The sequence below is a fragment of the Streptomyces blastmyceticus genome, assembly GCF_039521185.1.
In the GTDB taxonomy this organism is placed as follows: domain Bacteria; phylum Actinomycetota; class Actinomycetes; order Streptomycetales; family Streptomycetaceae; genus Streptomyces; species Streptomyces blastmyceticus.
In genome coordinates this window covers 281,035-301,476 of record NZ_BAAABW010000024.1, presented here as the reverse complement: position 1 = coordinate 301,476, position 20,442 = coordinate 281,035, and the positions used below count along the sequence as shown (strand labels likewise).

The 20,442-nt window shown below is 72.0% G+C and carries 16 protein-coding genes and 1 pseudogene; 2 read left to right on the top strand and 15 right to left on the bottom strand.

What is annotated here, in order from left to right:
* Positions 1-131 precede the first annotated feature (131 nt).
* From ABD269_RS22045 to ABD269_RS22030, 4 genes and pseudogenes are all read right to left on the bottom strand, one after another.
* Positions 132-1,553, bottom strand: a pseudogene (locus ABD269_RS22045) (sugar porter family MFS transporter); the annotation flags it as partial.
* 195 nt (positions 1,554-1,748) lie between these two features.
* The gene (gene smc, locus ABD269_RS22040; RefSeq protein WP_344120243.1) at positions 1,749-5,345 is read right to left on the bottom strand and encodes a chromosome segregation protein SMC; all 3,597 of its coding nucleotides are present in this window, start codon (positions 5,343-5,345) and stop codon (positions 1,749-1,751) included.
* A gap of 276 nt (positions 5,346-5,621) precedes the next feature.
* The gene (locus tag ABD269_RS22035) at positions 5,622-5,831 is read right to left on the bottom strand and encodes a hypothetical protein (RefSeq protein WP_116214103.1); all 210 of its coding nucleotides are present in this window, start codon (positions 5,829-5,831) and stop codon (positions 5,622-5,624) included.
* 426 nt (positions 5,832-6,257) lie between these two features.
* Positions 6,258-6,539: an acylphosphatase gene (locus ABD269_RS22030; protein ID WP_344120240.1), complete on the bottom strand. Its 282-nt coding sequence runs from the start codon at positions 6,537-6,539 to the stop codon at positions 6,258-6,260.
* Between the two features lie 134 nt (positions 6,540-6,673).
* Here ABD269_RS22030 and ABD269_RS22025 point away from each other — a divergent pair, with 134 nt between their 5' ends.
* On the top strand, positions 6,674-7,672 hold the full coding sequence (locus ABD269_RS22025) for a CAP domain-containing protein (protein ID WP_344120238.1): 999 nt from the start codon (positions 6,674-6,676) through the stop codon (positions 7,670-7,672).
* 23 nt (positions 7,673-7,695) lie between these two features.
* On the opposite strand, the gene mutM is transcribed toward ABD269_RS22025, so the two are convergent.
* The 9 genes from mutM to ABD269_RS21980 form a co-directional block, all read right to left on the bottom strand.
* Positions 7,696-8,574 carry a bifunctional DNA-formamidopyrimidine glycosylase/DNA-(apurinic or apyrimidinic site) lyase gene (gene mutM / locus ABD269_RS22020; RefSeq protein WP_344120236.1) on the bottom strand — a complete coding sequence of 293 codons (879 nt, stop codon included), beginning with the start codon at positions 8,572-8,574 and terminating at the stop codon, positions 7,696-7,698.
* Between the two features lie 91 nt (positions 8,575-8,665).
* On the bottom strand, positions 8,666-9,517 hold the full coding sequence (gene rnc / locus ABD269_RS22015) for a ribonuclease III (RefSeq protein ID WP_301892042.1): 852 nt from the start codon (positions 9,515-9,517) through the stop codon (positions 8,666-8,668).
* 19 nt (positions 9,518-9,536) lie between these two features.
* On the bottom strand, positions 9,537-9,710 hold the full coding sequence (rpmF, locus tag ABD269_RS22010; protein WP_030087884.1) for a 50S ribosomal protein L32: 174 nt from the start codon (positions 9,708-9,710) through the stop codon (positions 9,537-9,539).
* A 2-nt stretch (positions 9,711-9,712) separates the two neighbouring features.
* Positions 9,713-10,309, bottom strand: a complete 597-nt coding sequence (locus ABD269_RS22005) for a YceD family protein (protein ID WP_301892045.1) — start codon at positions 10,307-10,309, stop codon at positions 9,713-9,715.
* Between the two features lie 202 nt (positions 10,310-10,511).
* Positions 10,512-11,603, bottom strand: a complete 1,092-nt coding sequence (locus ABD269_RS22000) for a F0F1 ATP synthase subunit B family protein (protein WP_344120300.1) — start codon at positions 11,601-11,603, stop codon at positions 10,512-10,514.
* Between the two features lie 99 nt (positions 11,604-11,702).
* Positions 11,703-12,182 carry a pantetheine-phosphate adenylyltransferase gene (gene coaD, locus ABD269_RS21995; RefSeq protein WP_301892046.1) on the bottom strand — a complete coding sequence of 160 codons (480 nt, stop codon included), beginning with the start codon at positions 12,180-12,182 and terminating at the stop codon, positions 11,703-11,705.
* 26 nt (positions 12,183-12,208) lie between these two features.
* Positions 12,209-12,811 carry a 16S rRNA (guanine(966)-N(2))-methyltransferase RsmD gene (gene rsmD / locus ABD269_RS21990; RefSeq protein ID WP_344120233.1) on the bottom strand — a complete coding sequence of 201 codons (603 nt, stop codon included), beginning with the start codon at positions 12,809-12,811 and terminating at the stop codon, positions 12,209-12,211.
* A 115-nt stretch (positions 12,812-12,926) separates the two neighbouring features.
* Positions 12,927-16,181: a helicase-related protein gene (locus ABD269_RS21985; RefSeq protein WP_344120231.1), complete on the bottom strand. Its 3,255-nt coding sequence runs from the start codon at positions 16,179-16,181 to the stop codon at positions 12,927-12,929.
* Positions 16,182-16,250: 69 nt separating this feature from the next.
* Positions 16,251-17,933, bottom strand: coding sequence for a DAK2 domain-containing protein (locus ABD269_RS21980; protein WP_344120230.1), 1,683 nt, complete (start codon positions 17,931-17,933; stop codon positions 16,251-16,253).
* Between the two features lie 338 nt (positions 17,934-18,271).
* On the opposite strand from ABD269_RS21980, the gene rpmB reads away from it, so the two are divergent.
* A complete protein-coding gene (gene rpmB, locus ABD269_RS21975) occupies positions 18,272-18,457 on the top strand; it encodes a 50S ribosomal protein L28 (protein ID WP_087926075.1) in 186 nt (61 codons plus the stop codon).
* A gap of 149 nt (positions 18,458-18,606) precedes the next feature.
* On the opposite strand, the gene thiD is transcribed toward rpmB, so the two are convergent.
* Both thiD and ABD269_RS21965 read right to left on the bottom strand, forming a co-directional pair.
* The gene (gene thiD, locus ABD269_RS21970) at positions 18,607-19,398 is read right to left on the bottom strand and encodes a bifunctional hydroxymethylpyrimidine kinase/phosphomethylpyrimidine kinase (protein ID WP_344120229.1); all 792 of its coding nucleotides are present in this window, start codon (positions 19,396-19,398) and stop codon (positions 18,607-18,609) included.
* Positions 19,399-19,408: 10 nt separating this feature from the next.
* Positions 19,409-20,380 (bottom strand): thiamine-phosphate kinase, encoded by a 972-nt coding sequence (locus tag ABD269_RS21965; protein ID WP_301892051.1) that lies wholly within the window; start codon positions 20,378-20,380, stop codon positions 19,409-19,411.
* Positions 20,381-20,442: the final 62 nt, after the last annotated feature.

The following is a 20,442-nucleotide window of genomic DNA, read 5'->3' as shown; positions in this document are numbered from 1 at the left end:
GTTTGAGGACGCGCCCGCAGGGCGCTCCCGCCGCAGGCGGCAACGAACCCGGCACAGCAAACGGCCGCCGCCCCGGCTCACAGGTTGCGAGCCGGGGCGGCGGCCTTCGGAGGAGAGGAGCGGCGGGGTGGTCAGCCCATCTCCTCCAGCGCCTTGCCCTTGGTCTCCTTCACGAACTTGAGCACGAAGGGGATGGAGAGCACGGCGAAGACCGCGTAGATGACGTACGTACCGGAGAGGTTCCAGTCCGACAGGCTCGGGAAGCTCGCGGTGATGGCCCAGTTGGCGATCCACTGCGCGGACGCGGCCACACCGAGCGCGGCGGCGCGGATGCGGTTGGGGAACATCTCGCCGAGGAAGACCCAGACCACGACGCCCCAGGACAGGGCGAAGAAGAGCACGAACGCGTGGGCGGCGACGAGGGCCACCGTGCCCTGCGTGGTCGGCAGCGAACCGTCGGCGGCCTTCGAGGCGAAGGCCCAGGCCTCCAGCGCGAGGGAGACCGCCATACCGGCGGAACCGATGAGCGCGAGCGGCTTGCGGCCGATGCGGTCGACGAAGATCATCGCGATCACGGTGCCGACGATGTTGATGATCGACGTGGTGAAGGAGTAGAGGAACGAGTCGCTCGGGTCGATGCCGACGGACTGCCACAGGGTCGCCGAGTAGTAGAAGGCGACGTTGATGCCGACGAGCTGCTGGAAGACCGAGAGGCCGATGCCGACCCAGACGATCGGCAGGAAGCCCGCCTTGGAGCCGAGCAGGTCCTTGAAGGTGGACTTCTCCTCGCTGTGCATGGCCAGCTCGATCTCGGCGACGCGCTTGTCGAGGTCGACGGTGTGGCCCTCGACGTCGGCCAGCACGGCCTTCGCCCGGTCGGTCTTGCCGACGGAGATCAGGAAGCGCGGGGACTCGGGGATCGCGAAGGACAGCAGGCCGTAGAGGACGGCCGGGACGACCATGACGCCCAGCATCAGCTGCCAGGCCTCGATGCCCATGAGGTGGCCGCGCTGGTCACCGTCGGCGAGGTTGAGGATGCCCCAGTTGACGAGCTGGGAGATGGCGATGCCGACGACGATCGCGGCCTGCTGGAAGGAGCCGAGGCGGCCGCGGTAGGCGGGCGGCGAGACCTCGGCGATGTAGGCCGGGCCGATGACCGAGGCCATGCCGATGGCGATGCCACCGAGGACGCGCCAGAAGGCGAGATCCCACAGGGCGAAGGGCAGCGCCGAGCCGACCGCGCTGATGGTGAAGAGCGTCGCCGAGATCTGCATGACGCGGATCCGGCCTATGCGGTCGGCGATGCGGCCCGCGGTGGCGGCGCCGATCGCGCAGCCGATCAGGGCGATCGCGATGACCTGGGCCAGAGCGGCGGAGCCGATGTCGTACTTCCCGCGGATGCCCTCGACGGCACCGTTGATCACGGAACTGTCGTAGCCGAAGAGAAAGCCACCCATGGCCGCGGCCGCGGTGATGAAGATGACATGGCCGAGGTGGTCCGGCTGGGCCTTGCGGCCCTCGGACCCCTGCGCCATCGCAGTGCTGGTCAACGTGTACTCCTGAGGCCGGCGGCATTGCCGGGCGTGGGGGCTGGCCCTTCAAGTGGGGCACAACTCCGGGGGGCCCACCACTTGAAGGTATTAGCAACGTTGCAGACCTTATGCCTTCAATTTTCTAAGTCAATAGGTCGTAACCAAGAAGTTTCCTGCGAGCTTCCAAGGCGTTGCGTTCAACACTTGAAGAAGTGCTCAGGATCGGCGCAACCGCTGACTGATGACCTTGGAAACTCCGTCCCCTTGCATGGACACCCCGTACAGCGCGTCCGCGACCTCCATGGTCCGCTTCTGGTGGGTGATCACAATCAGCTGGGAGCTCTCCTGGAGCTCTTCCATGATCCGGATCAGCCGCTGCAGATTGGTGTCGTCCAGCGCCGCCTCGACCTCGTCCATCACATAGAACGGACTCGGCCGCGCCTTGAAGATCGCCACCAGCAGCGCCACGGCAGTCAGGGACCGCTCGCCGCCGGACAGCAGCGACAGCCGCTTGACCTTCTTGCCCGGCGGCCGCGCCTCCACGTCCACACCGGTCGCCAGCATGTCGTCCGGGTCGGTGAGCACGAGCCGCCCCTCCCCGCCGGGGAAGAGCCGGGAGAAGACGCCCTCGAACTCCCGGGCGGTGTCGTGGTACGCCTCCGTGAAGACCTCCTCGACCCGCTTGTCGACGTCCTTCACCACCTGGAGCAGATCGCTGCGGGTCTTCTTGAGGTCTTCGAGCTGCTCGGACAGGAACTGGTGCCGCTCCTCCAGCGCCGCGAACTCCTCAAGGGCGAGCGGGTTCACCTTCCCGAGCTGCTGGTACGCCCGCTCGGCGGCCTTCAGCCGCCTCTCCTGCCCGGCCCGGTCGAAGGGCACCGGCAGGTTCCTGGGGTCGTCCGGGTCGTCGGGCAGCTCCTCGCCCTCGGCGGGCGGCGACGGCGGTACGGGCTGGTCCGGTCCGTACTCCGCGACGAGCGCCGCGGGCTCCACGCCGAGCTCCTCCAGGGCCTTGGCCTCCAACTGCTCGATGCGCAGCCGCTTCTCCGCGCCCAGCACCTCGCCCTTGTGCACCGAGTCCGTGAGCCGGTCGAGCTCGCCCTTGAGCTCGCGGCCCCGGTCTCGCTCCGCGGCCAGTTCCCGCTCGCGCCCGGCCTTCGCCGCCTCGGCGTGCCTGCGCTCCTCGTCGGCGCGGACGAGCGACACCTCCACGTGCGCCAGCAGCTGCCGGGCACCCGCGGCGACGGCGGAGGCGACATGTGCCTCGTGGCGCAGCCGGGCGCGCCGCTGTTCCGCGCGCGCCCGCGCCTCCCGCTCTACGCGCGCCGCCCGGTCCAGCCCGTCCGCCCGCCCGGCGAGTGCCTTGACCCGCTCCTCGTGCGTACGGACCTGGAGCCGGGCCTCCATCTCGGTCTGCCGCGCGTTGGCCCCGTCGGCCGCGAGCCGGTCGCGTACGGAGGTGTCCGGCTCGTCGGTGCCCTCGCCGGGGCCCGCCTCCTCGGCCACCGCCAGCCGCTCGGCCAGCTCCTCGGCCTCCTCGGTGGCCCGGGCGAGCGCCGCATCGGCCCGTGCCACGGCCGCGGCCGTACGGCCCGCCTCGTCGGCCGCCGCGCGTGCCTGGCCGCCGAGCCGCCCCAGCGCCTGGGCGACCTGCGACTGCTCCCGGTCGGCGGCGCTGCGCCGGGCCGCCAGCTCCTCGACCAGGGCGGCGCACTCGGCGCGCCGCTCCCCCGCCGTCCGCTGGGCGGCCGCCAGTTGCTCGCAGCGCGAGTCCAGCCCGGTCAGCTCGGCGGTGGCCTCGTCGACGGCGGACTGCACCTCCAGCAGGCTGGGCGCACCGCCGGATCCTCCTTGCGCGAAGCGGGCCCCGAGGAGGTCGCCCTCGGCGGTCACGGCGATGCACCCGGGCCGCTCGGCCACCAGTTCCTCGGCGTCCTCCAGCGTCCCGACGACCATGACGTCGCGCAGCAGCGGTGTCACGGCGGCCAGCAACGGGGCGGGCCCGTGGACGAGTTCGAGCGCGGGCCGGGGTCCGGGGCCGGCGGGTGCCGGGGCGGGCGTCTCCTCGGTCCGCTGCGCCTCGGCCCGGCTCAGGCCCGGTGTCACCAGCAGGGCCGCGCGTCCCGCGTCCTGCTTGCGGAGCAAGCGGAGGGCCTCGGCGGCCGTCGCGGTGTCGGTGACCGCGAGGGCGTCGGCGGCGGCGCCCAGGGCGGTGGCGACGGGGAGTTCATGGCCGGGGGCGACGGTCAGGAGCTCCGCGGCCGGTCCCAGCAGCCCGGACAAACGATCCTGCGCGGACAGCAGCGCGCCGGTGCCGTCCTTGCGGCGCAGGCCGAGCGCCAGCGCGTCGCGGCGGGCGGCGGTGGCCGCGCGGCGGCGCTCGGTGGCCGTCGCCGCCTCCCGGGCCTCCGTCAGCGCCGTCTCGGCAGCGGCCAGCTCGCGCTTGGCGTCCTCGTGCCGGGCGGAGAGCTCCAGGTCCGCCGCGCCCCGGCCCTCGACCTCGGCCCGCTGCCGCTCGTACTCCTCCTCGGCCGTGGCGGCCCGCTCGCGGGCCTCGTCGCGGGCGGCGGTCAGCCGGTCGATCTCGGCCTGCGCGGAGGCGGCCCGGCCGTGGGCGGCGGTCACGCGTCCGTGCAGGCGGGCGAGGCCCTCGCGGTGGTCGGCGACGGCGCGGGCGGCGTCCCGCAGCCGGCGCTCCTCCTCGGTGAGCCGGCGCTCCAGCTCGGCGCGGTGCGCGGTGGTCTCCTCCAGGGCCGTGCCCGCGGCTTCGAGCGCGGCCTCCAGCTCCGCCTCCTGTTCGCGGATCCGGGCCGCCTCGCGCTCCAGGTCTTCGGGGTCGCGGCCGCGCCGCTCCTCGGCGGGGGCGGCGGTGGCGCTGGTGACCCGGGCGTCCGCGAGGCCGATCGTGCCGCGCACCCGCTCGGCGAGCTGCGACAGTTCGTACCAGGTCTGCTGGGCCCGGGCGAGGCGCGGCGTCAGCGTGCGCACCTGCTCCTCCAGCGCGGCCTCCCGCTGTGCCGCCGCCCGCAGCCCGGCCTCGGCGGCCTCCTTGCGGGCCTTGAGCGCGGCCTCGTCCGCGAGCTCGGCGCGCAGCGCCCCGCGCAGGGTGACCAGGTCGTCGGCGAGCAGCCGCAGCCGGGCGTCGCGGAGGTCCGCCTGGATGACCGCGGCCCGGCGGGCGACCGCGGCCTGCCGCCCGAGCGGCTTGAGCTGGCGCCGCAGCTCGTCGGTCAGGTCCTGAACGCGCGCGAGGTTCGCCTTCATCGCGTCGAGCTTCCGCAGCGCCTTCTCCTTGCGCTTGCGGTGCTTCAGCACGCCCGCCGCCTCCTCGATGAAGGCGCGGCGCCCCATCGGGTCGGCGTGCAGGACGGAGTCCAACTGGCCCTGGCCGACGATGACGTGCATCTCGCGGCCGATGCCGGAGTCGGAGAGCAGTTCCTGGATGTCGAGGAGCCGGCAGGTGTCGCCGTTGAGCTGGTACTCGCTGCCGCCGTTGCGGAACATGATCCGCGTGATGGTGACTTCGGCGTAGTCGATGGGCAGCGCACCGTCGGAGTTGTCGATGGTGAGGGAGACCTCGGCGCGGCCCAGCGGGGGGCGGCCGGTGGTCCCGGCGAAGATGACGTCCTCCATCTTGCCGCCGCGCAACGACTTCGCGCCCTGTTCTCCCATGACCCAGGAAAGCGCGTCGACCACATTGGACTTTCCGGAGCCATTGGGTCCCACTACACACGTGATCCCGGGCTCGAAGCGCAGGGTCGTCGCGGAGGCGAAGGATTTGAACCCCCGCAGGGTCAGGCTCTTGAGGTGCACGCGGAAGGACTCTACCGGCCGTGCGCCCCCCTCGGCCGCCCGGCACGAGGCATGCGAGGGCGACAACAAGCTGCCCCTTTCAATTTTCCGGTTTCACCCGGGAAGGGGCAGGGCACATCAGTCCAAGGGGACGGGAGGAAAACGGCCGGAAACCGCAGGGTGATACGACGATCGGATTGGGCTCATCGGATACGACGAAGGGACGCCGGAGCGTCCCTTGCAACTCTCAAGCGGCTGACAGTGCAGCCCGACCGGGCCCCCGGGGAAGGGCGGCGGTCAGGCGAGCGCAGGCTCCGCCTGGGATACGTCGATGCTGTCGAGCTCGAACGAGTCGCCGTGGTGAGCGGCGGCAGTCAGCGCGTCGTTCTCGGCCTGCATCCGGATGAGCTCGGATTCAAGGTCCTGGACACGCTGCTGAAGCCGTCGCATCTCGGAGAGGACTCGGGGGTCGGAGCCGCCGACGTAACCGAGAAGCGCCTTTGCCATGATGGATGGTCCTCCACACTGAGTGACCGACCGAAGCGGTGTGGGTCGTGAGGGATTCGCACCCGCGGTGTCTGCCATCACTACTGCGGTGTTCAATGCCAAACAGCTAAGGTGCGCGGGGCTTCCAGAGTCTCACCAAAAAGTTTGACGGTCAACACGATCACACCCCGTATCGGCGGGCGTCCCAGGGGTGCGCGGCGGTGAATACGCGGCGCAGTCTCTCCCGGGCCCGGAGGGGCGTAGAGATCATCCGTTGAGCAGCAGCCTTCCACGATGGCGGCGAGTTGGCAACCATCAGGGAATTTCTTCCGTTCGCATATGCCAACGGCATATCAATAAGGTCATCGCGACCCACGACCACCCCTTCTTCATGGGGGTTCACCCGCCCACCCCCGGGGGAAAATTCCGTTTTCGGCAATGTGTCGGTCAGCGGATCTCAAAGCCGCCATAACCCCCGCGCGGCACGTCCCAGATCTCCGTGACGCCGTCCACCCGGCCGGGAGTGTTCCCGTCGCGCAACCAGTCGAGCAATTGTTCACAGCCGTCGCGCGCGCCCTCCGCCACGACCTGGACCCGCCCGTCGGCGAGATTCGAGGCGAAACCCTCCAGTCCGCCGATCCGCAACGCGTTCTCCCGGGTGAACCATCGGAAGCCGACACCTTGCACATGACCCCGGACCCAGGCCGTCAGACGGACATTCTCGTTCATGTCTGCACGTTAACCGACCAATTGCATACGAAGCGCTTAGACCCTGGCCCTATTGCCGTACAGTCGCCGGTCGACAGGTCCCACCCCCGTACGAGTGACGCACGATGACGCCGAGCACGTAAGGAAGGCAGCGGATGGGTCGCCATCGACGCTCTGCCCCCCAGGCCACCGGTCACCCCGCAGCTGCTCCCCCGCCGACCCGGGCCCCCTCGACGAATGGGAGGTCCGACCCGGGGCCGCTGTACGAACCCGACGAACCCACCGACGTCGGCCGGCACCGCAACGCGCGGCGGCGCGGCCGGGTGAGCGCCCCCGTGCGGACCGGGCTGCTCGGTGCGTCGGCCGCCATGGCGATGGGCGTGGTCGCGATGGCCTCGGGGCTGTTCTCCGGAGGGGACACTCTTCAGCTCGGCGGCGGCAGCCCCGGCGGGCAGGTGCGGGCCGACGATCCGCCCGCCCTGCAGAGCGGTCCGGTGCGGCCGCAGGCACCGGCCCCCGCGCCCGACCGCGGCGGACTCCCGGTGAGCCGTGGCACCGAGCGCCCGGAGGCGCGGTCCGCGCCCCCCGCCGACGTCCCTCCCCCGTCCTCCGGGCCCTCCGCCGAGGCGCCGTCGCCCCGGCCGGGCGGGTCCGGCATCGACCCCGGCAGCGAGGCGCACACGCTTCCGGCACCGATCCCCGGGACCGCCGACGCGGATCCGCCCGCCACGGAGCCCGGCGCCGGGCCGGGGGCGGCGACCGAAGCGGTCGACCTCCAGGCGACGCCCGTCGCCCAGATCCTCGCCCTGGTCAACCAGGAGCGGGCCAAGGTGGGCGCCCGGCCGCTGGCCCCCAGCCCCCGACTCACCTCCCTGGCACAGTCGTTCAGCGACGACATGGCCCGGCGCGGCTTCTTCGCGCACACCGACCCGGACGGGCGCACACCGTGGGATCGTGCCGCCAGGCACGGCATCGGCAACCTCGGCGGCGAGAACATCGCGCGCGGCCAGCCGGACCCCCGGGCGGTCATGGAGGCGTGGATGAACAGCACGGGGCACCGGGCGAACATCCTCAACCGCGAGTACCGCACCCTGGGGATCGGTGTGAACCCCGGGGCGGGGGGCCCTTGGTGGACGCAGGACTTCGGCTTCTGAGCCCGGGACCGCTCAGCTCGCGCTCACACGCGCGGCGGGCGCTGGCAGCGGGGGCAGAAGTAGCTGGAGCGGTTCATCCACGGGCGGCGCCGCATCGGCGTGCCACAGCGCCGGCACGGCTCGTCCTCACGGCCGTACGCGTCCAACGACCGGTCGAAATAGCCGGATTCGCCGTTCACATTGACGTAGAGGCTGTCGAAGCTCGTACCGCCGACGGCGAGCGCCTCGTTCATGACCTCGCGGATGTGCGTGAGCAGCTCGGCGCTGCGCGGGCGGGTCAGCGTCGCGGTGGGGCGGTCGTAGTGCAGCCGGGAGCGCCACAGCGCCTCGTCGGCGTAGATGTTGCCGACGCCGCTGATCAGCGACTGGTCGAGCAGGGCGCGCTTGACGGTCGTACGGCGGCGGCGCAGCGCGGCATGGAAGGCGGCCTCGTCGAAGGCGGGGTCGAGCGGGTCGCGGGCGATGTGCGCGATGACGTCCGGCAGCCCCGCGGGGTCGTCCGGCACGGGGTCGTGCAGCGACAGGCCGCCGAAGGTGCGCTGGTCGACGAAGCGCAGCTCGGTGGGGAGGGCGTCGTCGAAGCGGACCCGGATCCGCAGGTGCTTCTCGTCGGGCGCTTCGTGCGGCTGGACGAGGAGTTGGCCGCTCATGCCGAGATGGGCGAGCACGGACCGGTCGGGGGCGTCCTGCCCGGCCGCTTCGAGGGGCACCCAGAGGTACTTCCCGCGGCGGTGCGCGGTGCCGAGCCTGCGCCCGGTCAGCTGGGCCGCGAAGTCCTCGGGTCCCGCGAGGTGCCGGCGGATCGCCCTGGGGTGCAGGATCTGCACGTCGGCGACGGTGCGCCCGCTGATCCACCGCTCCAGACCGCGCCGTACGACCTCGACCTCGGGCAGTTCGGGCACGGAGCGCCACTCCTTAGACGAAGCTTCACCGGATGAAACGTGATCGCCGGGCGGGCCCGAAGGCCCGCCCGGCGATCACGGACGGAACGCGTCAGTGCGACGCGCCCTGCACACCGTCGGCGGGCTCGGAAGCCGCCGGGTCGGTGTCGGTCCCGGTGGCCTCGGCCTCCGGGGCGGCTTCGGCCTTGGCCTCCGCCTGCGCAGCGGAGGCCCGGGCCTCGGCCGCTTCGTGGATGGCGCGCCAGGCGGCTTCCGCCGCCTGCTGCTCCGCTTCCTTCTTGCTGCGGCCGGTGCCGGTGCCGTACGCGACACCACCGACGCGGGCAGCAGCCGTGAAGGTCTTCTCGTGGTCGGGCCCGGTCTCGGAGACGAGATACTCCGGGACGCCCAGCCCCTCCGTGGCGGTCAGTTCCTGGAGGCTGGTCTTCCAGTCCAGGCCGGCGCCGAGGTTGGAGGACTTCTCGATCAGCGGATCGAAGAGCCTGTGCACCAGTTCACCGGCGGCCTCGAGGCCCTGGTCGAGGTAGACCGCCCCGATCACGGCTTCCAGCGTGTCCGCGAGGATCGACGCCTTGTTCCGGCCGCCCGTGCCTTCCTCGCCCCGGCCGAGCCGGATGAAGGAGCCGAGGTCGAGACCGCGTCCGACCTCCGCCAGCGCACGGGAGTTGACCACCGCGGCCCGCAGCTTGGCCAGCTGGCCCTCGGGCAGGTCGGGGTGGATGCGGTACAGCGTGTCGGTGACCACCAGGCCGAGCACGGAGTCCCCGAGGAACTCCAGCCGCTCGTTGGTGGGCAGCCCGCCGTTCTCGTACGCGTAGGAACGGTGAGTCAGCGCACGCACCAGAAGGGCGGTCTCGAGTCTGTACCCGAGCCGCCCTTCCAGAAGCGTGTGAGACGAGGCCGTGTCCGCCGGCGCCTTCTTCGGCGTAATGGCGTCTGACATTGAGCCTGTCACCCGCCGATCAGACCTCGAGGACCTGGCGCTTGTTGTAGGTGCCGCAGCTCGGGCACGCGATGTGCTGCAGCTTCGGCTCGTGGCAGCTAGCGCATGCCACCAGGGTGGGGACCGCAGCCTTCCACTGCGACCGGCGGTGGCGCGTGTTGCTGCGCGACATCTTCCGCTTCGGAACAGCCACGGCTACTTCTCCTGTGAGTCATCCCCGCCGGAGCGGGGTGCGTTGTCCATCTCGCCGTCCTGGTTGGACCCGGCGAGTCCCTGCAGTGCCGCCCAACGAATGTCGACGGACTCGTGGTGGTGGTCCAGGTCGTCCGCCAGCCGCGCTCCGCACTCGGAGCACAGACCGGGGCAGTCTTCCTGGCACACCGGCTGCAGCGGCAGTGCGAGCACCACCGCGTCACGCAGCACGGGTTCGAGGTCGAACAAGTCGTCCTCGAGGAAGAGCATGTCCTCCTCGTCGTCCTCGGCGTCGTCGTCCGTGTCCGCAGTGCGGCTCCGGGCGTCGGCGTCGGGGTAGGAGAACATCTCCTGGAAGTCCGCGTCGAGCTCTCGCTCCAGCGGCTCCAGACACCTTACGCACTCCCCTGTCAGCGGTGCACGGGCGGTGCCTGTGACAAGCACCCCTTCCATGACCGACTCCAGGCGGAGGTCGAGCTCCACCGTCGCGCCCTCGGCGACCCCGATGACCTCGATACCGAGATCGGCGGGAGCCTCGATCGAACGGGAAATCTTCTTCAGCGCACCGGGACGCCGGCCCAGCTCGCGTGTGTCGAACACGAGAGGGGAACGGTGATCAAGGTGGGCGTTCAGGACTTCCTGCTTTCTACGCTGCGGCGACGGCCGCCCGACGCGGAAAACGCGTCCCGGGCAGCCCTGATCGCGAATGCACACGCGACCGAAGAGCCAGAATACTCGACGGGCCGCCGTACACCCAATCGGCGACCGGCCGGGGACCCGGCGGCGGACGGCCCGCGGCGGGTCAGCGGCCCTGCTCGTACCTGCGGAGCTGATCGAGGTCGATCATGCTCGTGTCGAAGAGGCTCGTCTCGTCGAGCTGAGGCTGCTGGGACTGCTGATGCTGAGGGGTCTGCTGGGCCTGAGGAGGCTGCTGCTGGTGGCCCGCCGGGGCGGCGTAGCCGGCGTTCGGGTCGTAGCCCCCCGACGCGTTCTGGGCGGGCCAGGCGTAGGGGTCGTGCTGCGCATAGCCGCCCTGGACCGCGTACGGGTCGGGCTGCTGCCCGTAGGACGCCTGGTAGGCGTACGGGTCGGGCTCGTAGGCCGGGGCCGGGTAGTAGTCGGGCTGCGCGGGCGCGGACGGCGCCGGCGGTGGCCCCGCGGACTCCTGGGGGGCGGCCAGCCCGGCGAGGAAGTCGGCGTCGCTGGTGTGGTGGCCGCCGGGGAGGCTGTCCTGGGCGGCCATGTGGGCGCCGAGCTCGTCCGCCGGGCGGGCGCCGAGCAGCTTCTCCCGGCCGCGGCCGACGGCTTCGAGGGTCTTGGCCAGCACGGCCGCGACCGCGCCGAGCTTGGCGTCGACGTAGGCGTCGGCGCGCTGCCGCTGGGTCTGCGGGTCCGCGCTGCGCTCGGGGCCCTCGTCGGGCAGCCCGTCCGCTTCGTGGCCCTCCGCGCCCGGCAGGCCGAGCAGCTTCTCGCGGCCGCGGTCGACGGAGCCGATGGTCTTGGTGAGGACGACCTCGAAATTGGCGAGCTTGTCGTCGACGTAGTCGTCGGCCTCGGCGCGGATCTCCTCGGCCTCCCGGCGGGCCTCCGCGAGGATGCGGTCGGCCTCCTCCTGGGACTGGCGGGCGACCTCGGTGTCGGAGATCAGCGAGCCGCGGTGGGCGCGGGCGGACTCGATGATCCGCTCGGCCTCCTCGCGGGCGTCGGCGACGAGCTGCTCACGGCCGCCGATCAGCTCCTCGGCCCGGGCGAGGGAATCGGGCAGGGCGGCCCGGACCTCCTCCAGCAGGGCGAGCAGCTCGGCCCGGTTGACCACGCAGGAGGCCGACATGGGCAGGGACCGGGCGCCGGCGACGGTCGTGACGATCTCGTCGAGCTTCTTCTGAACGTCCACCTTGGCGCTCGCCACTCTCTTCTGACGATGGGCACGAACGGGGACGACTGTACGGCCAGTCGACCCCCGCCCGACACCTGCTGACGAGCTGTCAGCCCGTCAGTCCCGGCCGAGCCGCTCGTTCAGCGCTTCCAGCACCAGCGGCGGCACCAGGTGGGAGACGTCCCCGCCCCAGGCGGCGACCTCCTTGACGAGGCTGGAGGACAGGAAGCTGTAGGTGGGGTTGGTGGGGACGAAGAGGGTCTCCACCCCCGACAGCCCGTTGTTCATCTGGGCCATCTGGAGCTCGTAGTCGAAGTCGCTGACCGCCCGCAGGCCCTTCACGATGGCTGGGATGTCGCGCTGCTTGCAGAAGTCGACGAGGAGGCCGTGGAAGGCCTCCACCTCCACGTTGCCGTACTCCGCGGTGACCTGGCGGAGCAGGTCTATGCGCTCGTCGACGGTGAACAGGCCCTGCTTGGACTTGTTGATCATCACCGCCACGTGCACGACGTCGTACAGCCTGGAAGCGCGGGCGATGATGTCGAGATGTCCATTGGTGACGGGGTCGAACGACCCCGGACAGACGGCGCGGCGCAACTGTGGTTCCTCGCTCTCCGGTCCATTCATGACGCGCGGGGAGATGTCGTCTCTTCGGCGCACGTCGAGGCGGCGCGACCGTACCAAAGCGTCCCCTCGCCGTAGCGACGGGCCCTCAGTGGCTCGAAGCCGTCCGGCCAGGGGAACTCCCCGCCCCTGGTGCTGCGCTCAACGGTGACCAGCGCGTCGTCCGCAAGCCAGCCCTGGGCGCGGAGTGTGAGGAGAATCTCCCGGAGATCATCGTTGGTGACGGCGTAGGGCGGGTCGAGGAAGACCACGTCGTACGGGCCGGTGGGCGCCGGTCCCGCGACGACCTGCTCGGCCTTGCCCGCCCGCACCTCGGCGCCCGGCAGCCCGATGGCGCGGACGTTGTCCCGGATGGTGCGGACCGCGCGGGCGTCGGCCTCCACCAGCAGGACGTGCGCGGCGCCGCGCGAGAGGGCCTCCAGGCCGACCGCCCCGGAGCCGCCGTACAGATCCAGCACGCGGGTGCCCTCCAGGGGGCCGAAGAGCGACTCCCAGGTGGAGAACAGGCCCTCGCGCGCCCGGTCGGAGGTCGGGCGGGTGCCGGTGCCGGGCGGCACGGCCAGGCGGCGTCCGCCGGCGGTACCGGCGATCACGCGGGTCATGGGGTCCTCGGTCCTTCGCGGTGGGTGAGCGGGCCGGTGGGCCCGCCGTCCACTCAGCCTAGAACGTGCCGGGTGAGCTTTCCCCCGGCCCGCGGCGCGCGGATCGCGCCGGGGCTCAGCCCTTGTCCAGATACTGCTCGCGTTCGCGGTCCAGCAGGGCGTCCAGCGCCGTGCGCAGCTCGGGCAGGTGCGCGAGCTCGGGGTCCGCCGCGACCACCGCGGCGGCCTCCTCACGGGCGGCCGCGATGACCTCCTCGTCCTCGATGACCGTGAGCATCCGCAGCGACGACCTGACGCCGGACTGCGCCTGGCCGAGGACGTCGCCCTCGCGGCGCTGTTCCAGGTCGATGCGGGAGAGCTCGAAGCCGTCCAGGGTGGCGGCGACCGCCGCCAGCCGGGCGCGCGCCGGGCTGGCCTCCGGCATCTCGCTGACCAGCAGGCACAGGCCGGGGGCCGAGCCGCGGCCCACGCGGCCGCGCAGCTGGTGGAGCTGGGAGACGCCGAACCGGTCCGCGTCCATGATCACCATGACGGTGGAGTTGGGCACGTTCACGCCGACCTCGATGACGGTCGTGGCGACCAGCACGTCGACCTCCCCGGCGGCGAAGCGGCGCATGACGTCGTCCTTCGCCTCCGGTTGCATCCGGCCGTGCAGCACCTCCACGCGCAGCCCCCGCAGGGGTCCCGCGCCGAGCTGCGCGGCGATGTCGAGGACGGCGAGCGGCGGGCGCTTCTCGGCCAGGTCCTCCGCGGACGGCTCGTCCCCGTCGGACTTCTTGCGGGACTTGGCGGGCTTGGCGCCGTCCCCCCCTTCGTCCGCGATGTCGTCGCCGATGCGCGGGCACACCACGTACGCCTGGTGGCCGCCCTCGACCTCCTCGCGCACCCGCTCCCAGGTGCGCGCCAGGAAGTGCGGCTTGTCCTTGGCGGGCACCACATGGGTGGCGATGGGCGAGCGGCCGGCCGGGAGCTGGTCGAGCACCGAGGTCTCCAGGTCGCCGAAGACGGTCATGGCGACGGTGCGCGGGATCGGGGTCGCGGTCATCACCAGCAGGTGGGGCGGCTGCTTGCCCTTGGACCGCAGGGCGTCGCGCTGCTCGACCCCGAAGCGGTGCTGCTCGTCCACGACGACCAGGCCGAGGTCGTGGAACTGCACCTTGTCCTCGATCAGCGCGTGGGTGCCGATGACGATGCCCGCCTCGCCGGTGACCAGGTCGAGCAGCGCCTGCCGCCGGGCCGCCATGCCCATGGACCCGGTCAGCAGCACCACCTTGGTGCCCTGCTCGGAGCCCCCGAGCATGCCCCCTTCCGCGAGCTCGCCCATCATCTCGGTGACCGACCGGTGGTGCTGCTGGGCGAGCACCTCGGTGGGCGCGAGCATGGCGGCCTGCCCGCCCGCGTCGACGACGCCGAGCATGGCCCGCAGGGCGACCATGGTGTTGTGCGTCACGGCGAAGTGGTCAGTGACATACGCATGGCTCGGGTGCGCGACGCTGATGCACTGGACCGCCTTTTTCCCGACGTACTCGACTGCCCGGATGCCTCTCCGGAAGGTGTTGTATTTCGGCCTCGGCCTGACACGATCGCGCTTCCTGGCCAGCCGGAACGGGGCGAAGTCGCCAGGAAGGCTGATGGAGACGTTGTAGGCCGCCTTCTTCGGCAGCACACGTGCCCTTCCCCCGAGGGACCGCACCAACCAGGCGACGTCGTCGGCCAGCTGCCGCGAAGCCGAGCACAGCGAGACGTCCATGCCGTCACGGCGGAGCGTCCCGTCCGTGTCCATGAGGCCCTGGAGGAGAGCCAGGCGATTCTTGATCGTCGTGTTCTTGTAAGTGGGCGGAATGAATTTCCCGTGCGACGTGAGGCCCCACAGACCGAGGTCACGGAGAACTTGGATCACTGGATTCCGCCGGGACCCTCCCTTGGGCCCGGACATCTTGATTGTGTAGTCGCACCGGGAACCGGGCACGGGAACGAGCTCACAGTCCGGAGCCAGGGCCAGCCGCGCGGCGTCGAGGATCTCGGGATCGACGCTCGACAGTCTCAGGTTGTGCCGGAAGGACCCGTCCCCCAGGAGAAGCCCGAAGACGTACGGGTCGATGGGCAGATCAGAGCCGTCGTCGAGGTCCACCGGGGCAGCGACCGGCAGATACCACTTGGACGAGCCATTGGCCTTGTACGTGTCGGTCCTGATCTCTCGGGTCGTCATGACCTTGGGGTCCTGCCCCCTGTCCCAGGCGCAGCTGGTACCGACGATCCAAAGATGTTCGTCATCCGCTTCGACGGTGCTGCCGTCGGACAACAGGACGCGCCATACGTCACGCTCTCCCTGAGGGAAGACCCCGTCGACGAGGGCTCGCTCGCCGTTCGGCACGACCACCTCGTCTCCCAGGGCCACGTCTCCCATCCTCGTGAAGCCGCGAGGCGTGAGCACCGACGAGTCGAGCGGTTGTGCCTTCCCCGAGCCGACCTCGCCCTGGAGGAGGCGGTGCATGGGGTGTTCGGCGGCGAGGTCGGTGAAGATCTCCGCGGAGACCTTGAGCTGGCCGTCGGTGAGGGTGAAGGGGAGCTTCGCGTCGAAGGCGTCGAGGAGGCCGCCCGGCACGGGCTTGCGGGCGACGGCGGGCAGTTGGGAGTCGGCGTGCCGGCGGCGGGCGAGGGCGACCTGGAGGACGAACGCCTCGTCCCACTTCAGCCGGGCCCGGGCGTCCTCGATGTCGGCCTTCGAGCGGGGCCGGTGGACCTTGCGGAAGGCGTCCGCGAGCTCGGCGAGGCTCCGGCCGTCGCGCAGCGCCGGGGGCAGGGGGTCGACGATGTCCTGCCAGCGCTCGGCCTCGAAGAGGTCCAGCAGGGTGTCGACGGCCTTGGTGAGCTTCCAGGACTGGAACTGCTTGCACGCCGGATAGATCGGCAGGAGCCGCCCGGCGAAGGACTCTGCGGCGTCGGCGCCGCTCTCCTTGTCGAGGAGTTCGTAGTCGGGGTGCAGGAGCTGGCGGGTGTGGTGGAAGAGCGAGACCTTGCCCGCGAACATGCCGCGGCGGCCGGGCAGCAGCTCCTTCTCCCGCGCGTAGGCGCCCCGGCCGAAGAAGACGAGGGTCAGCGAGCCGCTGCCGTCGGTGACCACGACCTCGAGGCGGACGCCCTTGCCGTGGTTGAAGGTCTTCATGGCGGCCTTGGCGACCTGGGCGACGACGGTGACGTGCTCGTCGAGCGGCAGGTCGGCGAGCCGGGTGAGCTCGCCGCGCTCGGCGTAGCGGCGCGGGTAGTGGTGCAGCAGGTCGCCGACCGTGTGCAGGTCGAGGTGCTCGGCCATCACCTTCGCGGTGTTGCCGCCGAGGATCTTCTTCAGGGGTTCGTCTAGCGCGGGCACGCCCCTATTGCACACCACGCCTGTGACAATCCGTGTTCCCCGACGGGGGACGGCGCGGGGCGCCTGCCCTCACTCGACCCCGATGAGCAGCGGCGCGGACTGCTGTCCCCCGCGGTAGACCACCGTGTCCACGGCCAGGTGGCCGTCGCGTACGTGGCGTTCCAGGCGGTCGGCGACGGAGCCGGGGACGCCCGCGCCAAGGACCAGGGTGACCATTTCGCCGCCCGCGGCGAGCATGCGGTCGAGGACGGTCTCGGCGGTGGCGGCGAGCTCCGTGCCGATGACGGCGACGTCGCCGTCGATGAGGCCGAGCACGTCCCCGGCCTGGCAGACGCCCGCCATCGTCCAGGACTGCCGTTCGGCGACGGCCAGTTCGGCGTAGCGGGTGGCGCCCGCGGCGGCGGTCATGGCGACGACGTCCTCGTCGAAGCGGCGGCCCGGCTCGTGGACGGCGAGGGCGGCGATGCCCTGGACCGCGGAGCGGGTCGGGACGAGGGCGACGCGTACGCCTTCGGTGCGGGCCTGTTCGGCGGCGGCCGCCGCGGTGTGCCGCAGTTCGGGGTCGTTGGGCAGGAGCACCACCTCGCGCGCGTGCGCGCGCCGGATGGCCGCGACCAGTTCGCCGCTGGCGGGCGGTTCGCCCGGCCCGGCGGGCACGACGGTGGCCCCGGCCTCCGCGCACAGGCCGGCCAGCCCGTCGCCCGGCACGACGGTGACCACGGCCCGCTGCGCGGGCTCGCGCGTCCGGGCCGCGGGCTCGCCGGGAGACCCGAAGTGCGTGATCCGGACACGGTGCGGGCGGCCCGCGTCAATGCCGGCCTCGACGGCCGCCCCGGCGTCGTCCACGTGCACGTGGACGTTCCACAGGCCGTCGCCGCCGACGACGACGAGCGAGTCGCCGAGCGCGTCGAGCCGGGTCCGCAGGCGGGCCACCGCGCTGTCGTCGGCCTCCAGGAGATAGATCACCTCGAAGGCGGGTGTGGCGCTGTCGGCCGGAGCCGGCCGGCAGCCGACGGCCGCGGGTCGCGCCTGCGGACCGGGTTCGACGGCCGCCTGCTGCGCGGCCCGGTGCCGCCGCTCCCGCGCGGCCTCGGGCGCCGCCGTCTCCCCGGACAGCGCGCGGGACAGCGCGCCCAGGACCTCCACCAGGCCGAGGCCGCCCGCGTCGACGACGCCCGCCCTGCCGAGCACGTCCAGCTGGCCGGGGGTGATCGCGAGGGCCGTGCGGGCCGCCTCGTCCGCGGCGCGGGCCACTTCCGGGGCGCCGCCGGGCGCGTCCGCCGCCGCCTTCGCCGCGGCCGTGGCGACCGTGAGCACCGTGCCCTCGACGGGCCGGGCCACTCCCTCGTACGCGGACTCCACGGCCCGTCGCAGCGCCCTGCGCAGCAGTTCCCCGCCGTCGGGTCCGCCGGGGTGCTCCTGGGCCGCCAGGACCTCCGCCATGCCGCGCAGGAGCTGGGCCAGGATCGTGCCGGAGTTGCCGCGCGCGCCTATGAGGGCGCCGTGGGCCATGGCCCGTACGGCGTCGGGGAGGCCGGGGAGGGGGGCCGGGGAGGCGGGGCCCGCCGTGGCGTGGCCGTCGAAGACCGCCTCGACGGCGCGGGCTGCGGACTCGACGGTCAGGTAGAGGTTGGTGCCGGTGTCGCCGTCCGCGACCGGATAGACGTTGATCGCGTCGATCTCCTCGCGGGCCCGCCCGAGCGCGTCGAGGGCCAGAGCGCACCAGGTGCGTACCGCGGTGGCGTCCAGCATGTGCGGCACCTCGTGTCCTCCTCGGACTCCTGGGGGCGGTGTGGCAGTGATTCGGCAGCGTAGTCCCGCGACGGGCGGGGGCGGGCAGCCGGTGGGACCGTGTGTCCACAGGGCCCTGACAGGCGGCGATCCGCCCGTCGGGAGCGGCCCGGAGCGGCCCGGGCGGTCATGGTAGTTTCGTTGTACGGGAGCAGCCGATGTATGCTGCTCCGGTTGCCTGATGAAAATCAGGAACATCCCCTGATACTGCCGGTCACTGAGATTTCGGCACGCAGGGATTCACCGTACGTGCCTGTTGTTCCCGCGCAAGTGGGGATGACCCGTCTTTGGAGTAACCCGTGGCTGCCAACTGCGACGTCTGCGGCAAGGGGCCGGGCTTCGGCAACGCTATTTCGCACTCGCACCGCCGTACCCCCCGTCGTTGGAACCCCAACATCCAGCGGGTGCGCGCAGTGATCGGGCGCACGCCGAAGCGGATCAACGCCTGCACCTCGTGCATCAAGGCCGGCAAGGTCTCGCGCTGAAGCGAGTGATCTTTCCCGCGCAAGCGGACACCGGTCCACCTTTGGGTGGACCGGTTTTTCGCATGTCCGGAAGCGTGCTCTGAAGCACTCCCAACGGAAGCAGCCGGGCATGATTCCGGGGCGCCCCTTCGGGCGCCCCGGATTCGTCGTCACCTGAAGCGCCACCCGTGGTCCACGGGCCCGATACCGCCGCCCAGCGCGAAGCCCGCGGCGATGGCCCCGGTGACATAGTCCTTGGCCGCCGTGACGGCCTCCGGCACCCCGCTCCCCTTCGCCAGTTCCGCGGCGACGGCGCTGGCGAGGGTGCAGCCGGTGCCGTGCGTATGGCGGTTGTCGTGGCGGGGGGCGCGCAGCCAGTGTTCCTCGGTGCCGTCGGTCAGGAGGTCGACGGCCTCGGCGCCGTCCAGGTGGCCGCCCTTGACGAGCGCCCACGCCGGCCCGTAGGAGAGCACCGCGTCGGCGGCCCGGCGCAGGTCGGCCTCGGTGGCGACCCGTACGCCCGTGAGCCAGGCGACCTCGTCGAGGTTGGGGGTCGCGACGGTCGCCACGGGCAGCAGCTTCGTGCGCAGCGATTCGAGCGCGGAGGCGGCGAGCAGGGGGTCGCCGTGCTTGGAGATGCCCACCGGGTCGACGACCACGGGGGCATCGAGGCCGGTGAGGAGTTCCGCCACGGTCTCCACGAGTTCGGCCGAGGCGAGCATGCCCGTCTTGACGGCCTGGACGCCGATGTCGTCGACGACGCTGCGGAACTGGGCGCGCACCGCGTCGGCGGGCAGCTGCCAGGCGCCCTGCACCCCGCGGGAGTTCTGTGCGGTGACGGCGGTGAGCACGCTCATGCCGTGCACGCCGAGGGCGAGCATCGTCTTGAGGTCGGCCTGGATGCCCGCACCGCCGCCGGAGTCGGATCCGGCGACGGTCAGCACGCGTGGAGGTATCGGCATACCGCCGAATCTACTCGTCGGGCTCCGCGTCCCCGAAGTGGTCCCAGCCGCCGCCCTTGTCCCAGGGGGCGCCGTCGACGGTGACCTGCGGGAGCGCGGAGGGGCTGACGACCTCGCCGATGACCTTCCAGCGGGCCGGGAGCTTCACGTCCGGCGGGAAGGTGGCCACGATCGCGTGGTCCTCTCCCCCGGTGAGCACCCACTGCAGGGGGTCGACGCCGACGGCCTGCCCGATGTCGGACATCTGGGTGGGGACGTCGATCGCGGCGGTCCGCAGGTCGATGCGGACCTTGCTGGCCTCGGCGATGTGCCCGAGGTCGGCGATGAGGCCGTCGCTGACGTCGGTCATCGCCGTGGCGCCGAGCCCGGCGGCGGCGGGGCCCGCGTGGTACGGCGGCTCCGGGCGCCGGTGGGCCTCGACGAAGGCGCGGGGCGAGCGGAAGCCGCGGACGAGCACCGCGAGCCCGGCGGCGGACCAGCCGAGCCAGCCGGTGACCGCGACGACGTCGCCCGGCTGGGCGCCGGAGCGGGTGACCGGCTCGTGGTTGCGCAGGTCGCCCAGGGCCGTGATGGCCACGGTGATGGTGTCGCCGCGCACCACGTCGCCGCCGACCACGGCGGCGCCCGCGACCTGGCACTCGTCGCGGATGCCGTCCATCAGCTCGGTCGGCCAGGTGGCGGGGAGTTCGGCGGGCACGACGAGGCCGAGCAGGACGGCGGTGGGGACCGCGCCCATGGCGGCGATGTCGGCGAGGTTCTGCGCGGCCGCCTTGCGGCCGACGTCGTACGCCGTGGACCAGTCGCGACGGAAGTGCCGCCCTTCCAGGAGCACGTCCGTACTGGCCACGACCCTCCGGTCGGGCGCAGCGACCACCGCGGCGTCGTCACCCGGCCCGAGCCGGACCGCCGGGGTGGTGGTGAGCCGGGAAGTAAGCTCTCTGATGAGCCCGAACTCCCCCAACTCGCCCACGGTGCCTTTCACTGAGCTCCTCCTAGGAGTATCGGTTGTGACATTCGCCGCGCCGCGCAGTCAGCGCGGGTCTC

Bases quoted from the DNA above. Each gene is read 5' to 3' on its own strand.
- ABD269_RS22030 (WP_344120240.1), bottom strand. From the start codon at position 6,539: ATGAACGAGAATGTCCGTCTGACGGCCTGGGTCCGGGGTCATGTGCAA.
- ABD269_RS21980 (WP_344120230.1), bottom strand. From the start codon at position 17,933: ATGCTGGACGCCACCGCGGTACGCACCTGGTGCGCTCTGGCCCTCGAC.
- rsmD (WP_344120233.1), bottom strand. From the start codon at position 12,811: ATGACCCGCGTGATCGCCGGTACCGCCGGCGGACGCCGCCTGGCCGTG.
- ABD269_RS22035 (WP_116214103.1), bottom strand. From the start codon at position 5,831: ATGGCAAAGGCGCTTCTCGGTTACGTCGGCGGCTCCGACCCCCGAGTC.
- ABD269_RS22025 (WP_344120238.1), top strand. From the start codon at position 6,674: ATGGGTCGCCATCGACGCTCTGCCCCCCAGGCCACCGGTCACCCCGCA.
- rnc (WP_301892042.1), bottom strand. From the start codon at position 9,517: ATGTCAGACGCCATTACGCCGAAGAAGGCGCCGGCGGACACGGCCTCG.
- thiD (WP_344120229.1), bottom strand. From the start codon at position 19,398: ATGCCGATACCTCCACGCGTGCTGACCGTCGCCGGATCCGACTCCGGC.